We start from the raw sequence: 9,319 nt of genomic DNA on the forward strand, positions 1-9,319 counted from the left end.
ACCAGTATACTCAAGGAGGTTGGAAATACAAGTTTGACTCTTGGCTAAAGATGCAGCATTTGAGAGCTTAATTAAGCGCCGTGGTGGGTAGGTTTACAGTATAAATATAGAATATAGAAACTACTTTGATTATTAAAATCAGAGTGTTAATTAAGTGCTACATTGATGATACTGGTTAGACTTAAATCAAATTATTCATAAAAAATTCATCAATGTAATAATTCTGAAACATATTGAGCTGATAATCGCTTTCAGTTAAAGTCGAAAGATAAATCGGTCTTTTTTCATTGAAATATAAATCTTTTACTGACTGGTGACAGTTAATAAAGAGATGAAGAGTAAAGGATATTTAAAGTGTCTAAGCGAATTTTAGTAGTTGAAGATGAACTTGCGATCCGTGAAATGTTGTGTTTTGCATTAGAACAAAAGGGATTCGACGTTGTCGAAGCCGGGGATTACAATGAAGCGGTAGAGCGACTCGTTGAACCTTACCCTGATCTGATCTTACTCGATTGGATGTTACCGGGTGGTAGTGGTATTAAATATATTAAGCATCTGAAGTCTCAACCTCATTCATCTGCTATTCCTGTCGTGATGTTAACTGCTCGTGGTGAAGAGGAAGATAAAGTAAAAGGCTTGGAAGTAGGGGCGGATGATTACATCACCAAACCATTTTCGCCAAAAGAGTTGATCGCGCGATTAAACGCGGTGATGCGTCGTGTTGCACCGATGACGCAAGACTCAGTGATTGCGATTAGTGGTTTGCAGCTCGATCCGGTCGCGCATCGGGTATCAGCGAATGACGCCGCTATTGATATCGGTCCCACTGAATTTAAATTATTGCACTTTTTTATGACACACCCAGAACGTGTATATAGTCGAGAGCAGTTATTAGATAATGTTTGGGGTACAAATGTATATGTCGAAGACCGCACGGTTGACGTACATATTCGTCGTTTGCGCAAAGCATTAACACCGAGCGAGCATGATAGGTATGTACAAACAGTGCGTGGTGCCGGTTATCGCTTTTCGGTACGTTAATCAATAGAGTTGAAGTTTCAATATGAATAAGACGAACGTTTTTCTCAGAGGCTTATGGCGACTGCTGTATTGGTATATCCCGTTTTTTCTTGTTGGTTTAATTATTGATAACGTAGCATTAAGTTTACTTATTGCTACTGTAGTACATATTATCTGCCTGTATCGGAGTCAATACGTATTACATAAATGGTTATGGCTGGGACGTAGCGCCACACCACCAGAAGGTAAAGGCAGTTGGGAGTCCATTTTTAATGGCATTTATCGCTTACAACGTCGACATAAACGTAAGCGTAAAGAACTGCGTGTGGTGATCCGTCGTTTTCGTGAGGGGGCTGAAGCGTTGCCTGATGCGGTTGTGGCGTTAGATACTGATTATTCGATTATGTGGTGTAATAAATTAGCGCAGCAAATGATAGGCTTAAAATGGCCGGAAGATGCGAATCAACATATTGGTAATTTGATCCGAACGCCGGATTTTATCCAATATCTAAATTCGAAGGATTATCAAGCACCGTTAGAGATCAGCTCGCCAATTCATAATGCTAAAACATTAGAAATTCGGGTGATGAGGTATACCGATGATCAATCGATGTTGGTGGCGCGAGATGTGACTGAGCTACGTCAACTCGAACAAGTGAGACGTAACTTTATGGGCAATGTATCCCATGAATTACGTACCCCATTAACCGTGTTAAAAGGTTATTTGGAAATGCTGGAGCCTGATGAGTCGGATAAAATGTTTGCGCGTGCCCACAAAGTGATGTCTGAACAAACGACGCGTATGGATTCATTGGTTAACCAATTATTAGTTTTGTCGCGTATTGAAGCTGCACAGGCGGTAGACTTTGAAAAACAAGTCGATATACCGTTTATGCTGTCGATGTTAGAGCAAGAGGTATTAATTTTAGGTGCTGATAAAGCGTTAAATGTAGTATTCAATATTGAGCATGGCTTGTTTGCGCTCGGTGACGAATCGCAGCTTCGCAGTGCAGTATCTAACTTGATCTACAATGCGGTACGTTATACCCCGGAAAACGGTAAGGTTGTAGTCGAATGGAAGCAAACATCGGCTGGTGGCTTGTTTCGCGTCACGGATAATGGTGACGGTATTTCTGCGGAGCATTTACATCACTTAACTGAACGTTTTTATCGTGTCGATGATGCGCGTTCACGTGACTCTGGAGGTTCGGGGATTGGCTTGTCGATTGTGAAGCATGTATTAACCAATCATGATAGCTTGTTACAAATAAGCAGTCAGATTAGCAAAGGCAGTTGTTTTAGTTTTACGCTACCACAGGTTGTGCATATTAAACGTCACTAACATTAACGCCGTTCATCTCGTGTTATCAGCCCAGCCCATCTTGATGGGCTTTTTTATGTCGGTGACTTAGCTGCTCTGCGCCACCCATTGTGTTTTATGTTGCATCAGCTGGGTTTTATTGGTAATAAATCATCCATTGTCATCAAACCGTCATGTTTTGTTCATATTATTGTCATTAGTTTATTGAATACTTGTAGTCACAGAAACGCGATACAAGCTCATATTACTTGTAGTCGTCGGTACTAAATACAAAGCGATATAACTTGTAGTCATAGACACAAAATACAAAATTATACTTGGAGAAGTAAAAATGAATATTAAACAAATTGTTGTAGCATTAGGGATTTCAATGACAGCAATCGCCACACAAAGCGCATTTGCAGCAGGTCTAGACCCTAAATTACCAGAGTATCAAAAAGTAAGCGGTATCTCAGGCAATTTATCGACAGTGGGTTCAGATACACTTGCAAACATGATGACCTTGTGGGCTGAAGAATTCAAACATACTTACCCAAGTGTTAATGTACAAATTCAAGCGGCGGGTTCTTCTACTGCGCCACCGGCACTAACAGAAGGTACTTCACAGTTCGGTCCGATGAGCCGTAAAATGAAGTCGAAAGAAATAGAAGCATTTGAAAAACGCTATGGTTACAAGCCAACTGCAATCCGTGTTGCAATCGATGCTCTTGCAGTATTCGTACATAAAGATAACCCAATTAAAGGCTTAAGCATTGCTGATGTAGATGCAATCTTCTCAAGCACACTCAAGTGTGGTGAAGCTAAGCGTATTGAACGCTGGGGTGAGCTAGGTCTAGAAGGCTCTTGGGCTGAGCGTGATATTCAATTATTCGGGCGTAACTCAGTGTCAGGTACTTACGGTTACTTCAAGAAGAAAGCATTATGTAAAGGCGACTTCAAGAACAACGTCAATGAGCAACCAGGTTCTGCATCGGTTGTGCAATCGGTATCATCATCACTCAATGCTGTCGGTTACTCAGGTATCGGTTATAAAACATCAGGTGTACGCGCAGTAGCAATTGCCAAAAAAGGCACTAACTACATTGACGCATCATTAGATAACGCGGCATCAGGCAAGTACCCACTATCTCGTTACCTATATGTTTACATCAACAAGAGCCCAAACAAAGCATTATCACCAATGCAAACTGAGTTCTTAAAACTGATGTTATCAAAACAAGGTCAGAAGATCGTAGCTAAAGATGGTTACATCCCACTGCCTAACTCAGTAACCACAAAAGACCTTCAGAAAGCGGGTATTACCCTGTAATACTACTGATTTAGGTTAACTAATTTGAAGCCCGCTATTGAGCGGGCTTTTTGCTTTGTGTTATTCAATAGGTTAATAACTCTGTAATTAATCCGCAGCTATTTGATAAACGAGGATTGTAGCCTTTAGAGTTAGTGTCCATTAAGTGATATATTTATTGGAATGGCTCACCACCTTGGTGCAGATGTAACAATTGAAATTTAAATTAATTACTCGCCTGATGATTAAGCCTTTGATTTTTATGTTTTATGTTGTTTGTTTTTAAGTTGGCATTAGTGTTGCTTTATCTTAGGTAGGATAAAATTTTTATATTTTGTTAATTATCTAAGAGGGAATTTTTATGGGACAAGAAAAATTTAACATATTGTCTTTTTCAGGGAAAATGAAAACCTTACATTTATCGTGGATGGCTTTTTTTATTACCTTTGTGGTGTGGTTTAATGCCGCGCCTCTGATGCTGGCGATCAAAGACAGTATGGGGCTGACCACGGAAGAAGTGAAAACGTTACTCATTCTTAATGTGGCTTTAACTATCCCAGCTCGGGTGATTATTGGCATGTTAACCGATAAATACGGACCGCGAATCGTTTACTCTACATTATTAGCTGTCTGTTCAATACCTTGCTTTATGTTTGCGTTGGCTAATACATTTGAACAATTAGCGATAGCGCGTTTCATGATGGGCTTGATTGGTGCCGGTTTTGTGGTCGGTATCCGTATTGTCAGTGAATGGTTTCCTGCTAATGAGTTAGGTACCGCAGAAGGTATTTATGGTGGCTGGGGTAACTTTGGTTCCGCTGCCGCAGCATTCACATTACCAACCGTGGCATTATTATTTGGTGGTGCTGACGGTTGGCGCTATGCGATTGCGATCACCGGTGTGATGAGTTTAGCATTTAGTGTGGTGTATTACTTCAATGTCACAGATACGCCAAAAGGGTCGACTTATTTCCGTCCCAAAAAAGGCGGAGCGATGGAAGTGACCAGCAAAGGTGATTTCTTTTTATTGCTGCTGATGAAACTGCCGATGTATTTAACCCTCGATTTATTAGCCTGGAAATTATTGCAAGTTAATATGTTCACTGAGGCGACCACTTACTCGATTTATATTGCTTTAGCGGTATTATACGTACTTGATTGCTGGAAAACTTATCAAGTAAACCGTGATATCTTTGTTAAAGCAGTACCCGAAATTGAGCGTTACAAATTTAAGCAAGTGGCAGTTCTTAATGTATTGTATTTCTCAACATTTGGTTCTGAACTGGCAGTTGTTTCTATGCTGCCATTATTCTTTGCTGAAACATTCGGATTAGGTATGGCAGAAGCTGGGATGGTCGCTGCATCTTATGCCTTTATGAACCTGATGTCTCGTCCGGGTGGCGGTTGGATCAGTGATCGCTTTGGCCGTAAGAAAACCTTACTTATTCTTACTGCTGGGTTAGCGGTGGGTTATTATGCTATGTCACAAATCACCTCGCAATGGTCACTACCTGTAGCCATCGCGGCGGCAATGACGTGTTCATTCTTCGTGCAAGCCGGTGAAGGTGCGGTATTTGCGGCGGTACCATTAATCAAGCGTCGCTTAACTGGGCAGATTGCTGGGATGACAGGTGCGTATGGTAATGTTGGCGCGGTATTCTATTTAACCTTGTATTCAATCGTATCTACGCAAATGTTCTTTTATGCGATAGCGGTGACTGCGATAGTTGGCTTTATTGCATTGTTATTAATGGAAGAACCAAAAGGCCATATTGCTGAAGTTGACGAAGACGGTACTGTTACACTCATTAATGTGTCGTAACTAACGTTTATGCTTGGGTTATTGAAAGGTGGCGTCATTATCTTATTGGGTAATGGCGCCGTGTTGTTTGTGGAACGATCTACCTCGTTATCTATTTGGTTATGCTTCGATCATTTCAGACATCAAGGTTGGCGAAATTTTTGCTAATGCCAGATTAAATTTATCATGATCGAGATTATCAGGCAGGGCGAGCTTAAGTTTGGCATAAAAGCGGTTGTTATCAGACTGCCATAAGTCTTTACAATGTGTTGTTATGGCTTTTAATTCTATGTCATGTTGCGATAGTACTTTAGATACTTCATTAATAATGCCAGGACGATCGCTATCTTGAATGATGAGACAAGGTGATTTTTGCCAGATATTTTGGTGTTTACCTTCTGCGAAATTTATAGTTAGGCCTGGAATGAGGCTTAATGCTTCACATAAATCACGGTAATATTCATCATCGACTGAAATTTGTAAAATACCTGCAAACTGCCCAGCAAGCTCACTCATGTTACTTGCTAGCCAATTTCCCTGATGCTCGGCGACGACACGTGATAAATTGTTTATGAGACCTGATTTATCATCACCAATAAGCGTTACGATAAGTTGTTTAAGCATTGCTAAGCCCTATGTAAGAAATCCGTGTAAAACGTTACGTTTTAGCTACTTTCATCACTCAATATGATGCGCCACACTATATGCAAATAGACTGCATAAATATAGCGTTGTCATCTAAATATCAGAACTGAGTCTAGCTAAAGTGGAATATATTCGCTTGAGTTGAGAGATGTCATATAACTGTCATAAATATTACATATAATCTCATTGTGATTAATTACAGCTAATAAGAGGACGAGATGGCTGAACAGTTTTCTTTAACGGTTGCGGGCTCCCGCAAACGCTTACTTAAAGATAAACTCGCAGAATATGGAATCAAAATGGGTGGTGGTGTTGTATTGATGACGCTGTTGCTAATATTTTTCTATCTACTGTATGTGGTTTATCCAGTTTTTGAATCTGCAAAAATAGAATCGAAAGCGCAATACAGTCAGCCGTTTTCTGGTAATACTTATGCATTAGCAATGGAAGAGCAAAATGAAATTGCTTACCGTTATAGTGACTTAGGCATTAACTTCTTTAATACCCTCGATCCTAATGTGGCGTTAATGCAGTATGCATTGCCGCAACAAGCAACGTCGTTTGGCCCAAGTGGTCCCACATCATCGGCAGTGATATTTGGCTTTAATGATGGTAATGCGATCGTTGCAGCTGCAGATTTCGATATTACTTATCCTGATGATAAGCGTCTTATTACCCCGCAAATTAAGTTTCCGTTTGGCGAACAACCAATTGAAGTTGATAGCCAAGGCCAAGCATTGCAACATATTGCCATTGAAGTTGAAGGTGAAGATGCGGCAATCGTTGCGGTAACAGCCGACAATCGTGGTGTACTGTTACGTTATGTCGCGGAAGAAAACTTCATGACCGAAGAGTTGGAATGGAGTCGCGAAACAATCGAACTGCCTTCAATGCCTATGAATGTGGAACAAGTGTTGTTAACACCTAACTTCCGTTTCATCTTTATGCGTAGCGGTAACAAGTTATCTATCTACGATATCCGTGATACCGATGATATTTCTATTGTTGAAGTATTAGACATTAATGAACATCAACAAAACGTTACTCAGGTTGCACTGCTAACCGGTGCAAGTTCATTATTGGTTGGCAATGATAACGGTGTCGTGAGTCAATGGTTCGAAGTGGCGAAAGATGGTGAACGTAAGTTTACTAAGATCCGTCAGTTCGATGCACAATCAAGTGTGACAGATATTACCATTGAATATTCGCGTAAAGGTTTCATGACTGTGGGTGCGGATAATAGCTTAAGTATTTTCCATACCACAGGTGAAACGACATTATTACACCAAGACCTTAAAATGGGTTCATTACAACACCTCGCTATCTCGCCTCGCGCAAATGCATTTTTGGTGGAATCAGAACAAGGTATTGGTTTTTACAAACTCACTAATGAGCATCCAGAAGTAACATGGAGCGCATTATGGCAAGAAGTTTGGTATGAAGGTTATCCAGAACCCGATTATGTTTGGCAATCAACTTCAGCATCCGATGATTTTGAACCGAAATTAAGCTTAGTACCAATCACATTCGGTACCATTAAAGCCGCATTTTATGCGATGTTATTTGCCGTGCCAATCGCGGTTGCAGGTGCGATTTATACCGCTTATTTCATGAATTCAGGCTTGCGTAAAGTAATCAAGCCAACGGTTGAAATAATGGAAGCATTACCTACGGTAATTTTAGGTTTCCTTGCTGGTCTATGGTTAGCCCCGTTTGTTGAAATGCATTTACCCGGGGTCATGATGATCGCCGTGTTATTGCCATTTTCAGCCATTTTGGTAGCCGCAATTTGGCACTTCTTACCCTCATCATTCGTTAACCGCGTACCACAGGGTGCACACGTAATTATCTTATTACCGGTGTTATTACTGGTCGGTTATTTCTCGGTATCAGTCAGCCCCTTTGTTGAAGACCTGGTATTTGATGGTGATGCACGAGCCTATATCAATGATATCTTTGGTTTCGACCAACGTAATTCGCTGATTGTTGGTATTGCTATGGGGTTTGCGGTTATTCCGACAATATTTTCGATTGCTGAAGATGCGATTTTCAGTGTACCAAAGCATTTAACCCAAGGTTCATTGGCGTTAGGTGCTACAAGTTGGCAGACCCTGGTTAGGGTTGTATTACTCACTGCAAGTCCAGGTATCTTCTCAGCCATCATGATGGGGTTAGGTCGTGCGGTTGGCGAAACAATGATTGTATTAATGGCAACCGGTAATACCCCTGTAATGGACTTCAATATTTTCTCTGGTATGAGAACATTGGCAGCCAACATTGCGGTAGAAATGCCTGAATCAGAAGTGGGTAGCTCGCATTATCGTGTCCTGTTTTTAGCGGCATTCGTACTGTTTGTGCTGACGTTTGTATTCAATACCATTGCAGAATTTGTGAGACAGCGTTTACGTGAAAAATACAGCGCGATTTAATCTAAGGCTTGTAAGTAGGATATTAAAATGAAAAATTGGTTTCGCTCAGGATCGCCTTGGATATGGATGACAGGTGGTGCTGTAAGTATAAGTTTGATTGCAGTTCTTGGTTTATTAATGTTGATCGCGTGGCGTGGTCTGACTTACTTTTGGCCAAGTGCGATACATGAATTTAAGGTTCAGCTAGAAGATGGCTCAAGTCGCGTTATTATTGGTGAGATCTATGATCGTGAAGTAGTGCCAATCCAACGTTTACTTGAGGCGGGCGTGAAGATTGATCCAACGTTAGAAACGGTAGAGCGCATCTTAGTTAAAACCGGTAACCGTGAATATGTTGATCTTGATTTCAGCTGGTTACTCGGGCCTGCAATTACTGAGCAATCAACCCCAGCTGCTTTGGCGGTGTTTGAACGTTTCAACAATGGTAACTTTTATGGTTACCCGGTTGCTATCGAAGAAGATGGGGTGAAAAAGACCTTAACGTCAGCAGAGCAATTAGATGTATTGATTGAACGTGCTGTTGCATTAAACGATAAAGCACAAGATCTGCAGAAGGGTGAGATCAGCTCGGTTAACTATGAGCTAGAGCGTATTCGTCTAAAGCTACGTAGTTATGAATTGAAAGATCAACTGACTAGTAAAATTGAAACTAAATACAGCAAAATTTCTGCCGCATTGCGTGCTGAGTATCAAATTCATGAAGCGCAATTATTCAGTTATCGTGACCAAGCCAATCGCGATGCCGTGATCGTAAAAGACATGCGTGGTGAGGAAGTTCGTATACCATTATCAAATGTGCTGGAAGTGACTTACCC

Annotated in this window: 6 protein-coding genes and 1 pseudogene; 6 read left to right on the forward strand and 1 reads right to left on the reverse strand. The window is 40.9% G+C overall.

The window, feature by feature from the left end; translation table 11 throughout:
- The first annotated feature begins 354 nt into the window (after positions 1-354).
- The 4 genes from phoB (at position 355) to QNK26_RS05485 (ending at position 5,451) form a co-directional block, all read left to right on the forward strand.
- Entirely contained in the window at positions 355-1,041 is a 687-nt protein-coding gene (phoB, locus tag QNK26_RS05470) for a phosphate regulon transcriptional regulator PhoB (RefSeq protein ID WP_319221371.1), read from the forward strand.
- 22 nt (positions 1,042-1,063) lie between these two features.
- On the forward strand, positions 1,064-2,362 hold the full coding sequence (gene phoR / locus QNK26_RS05475) for a phosphate regulon sensor histidine kinase PhoR (RefSeq protein WP_319221373.1): 1,299 nt from the start codon (positions 1,064-1,066) through the stop codon (positions 2,360-2,362).
- A gap of 310 nt (positions 2,363-2,672) precedes the next feature.
- Positions 2,673-3,650: a phosphate ABC transporter substrate-binding protein PstS family protein gene (locus tag QNK26_RS05480; protein WP_319221375.1), complete on the forward strand. Its 978-nt coding sequence runs from the start codon at positions 2,673-2,675 to the stop codon at positions 3,648-3,650.
- A 340-nt stretch (positions 3,651-3,990) separates the two neighbouring features.
- Positions 3,991-5,451 carry a NarK family nitrate/nitrite MFS transporter gene (locus QNK26_RS05485; protein WP_319221377.1) on the forward strand — a complete coding sequence of 487 codons (1,461 nt, stop codon included), beginning with the start codon at positions 3,991-3,993 and terminating at the stop codon, positions 5,449-5,451.
- Positions 5,452-5,550: 99 nt separating this feature from the next.
- Here QNK26_RS05485 and QNK26_RS05490 read toward each other — a convergent pair whose 3' ends face one another.
- A complete protein-coding gene (locus tag QNK26_RS05490) occupies positions 5,551-6,054 on the reverse strand; it encodes a glycine cleavage system protein R (RefSeq protein WP_319221378.1) in 504 nt (167 codons plus the stop codon).
- Between the two features lie 239 nt (positions 6,055-6,293).
- Here QNK26_RS05490 and QNK26_RS05495 point away from each other — a divergent pair, with 239 nt between their 5' ends.
- Together QNK26_RS05495 and QNK26_RS05500 are read left to right on the forward strand one after the other, a co-directional pair.
- Positions 6,294-8,504 carry an ABC transporter permease subunit gene (locus QNK26_RS05495; RefSeq protein ID WP_319221379.1) on the forward strand — a complete coding sequence of 737 codons (2,211 nt, stop codon included), beginning with the start codon at positions 6,294-6,296 and terminating at the stop codon, positions 8,502-8,504.
- A 27-nt stretch (positions 8,505-8,531) separates the two neighbouring features.
- Positions 8,532-9,319: pseudogene (locus QNK26_RS05500) on the forward strand (phosphate ABC transporter, permease protein PstA); the annotation flags it as partial.

It is taken from the genome of Moritella sp. (assembly GCF_033791185.1).
Taxonomy (GTDB): Bacteria; Pseudomonadota; Gammaproteobacteria; order Enterobacterales; family Moritellaceae; genus Moritella.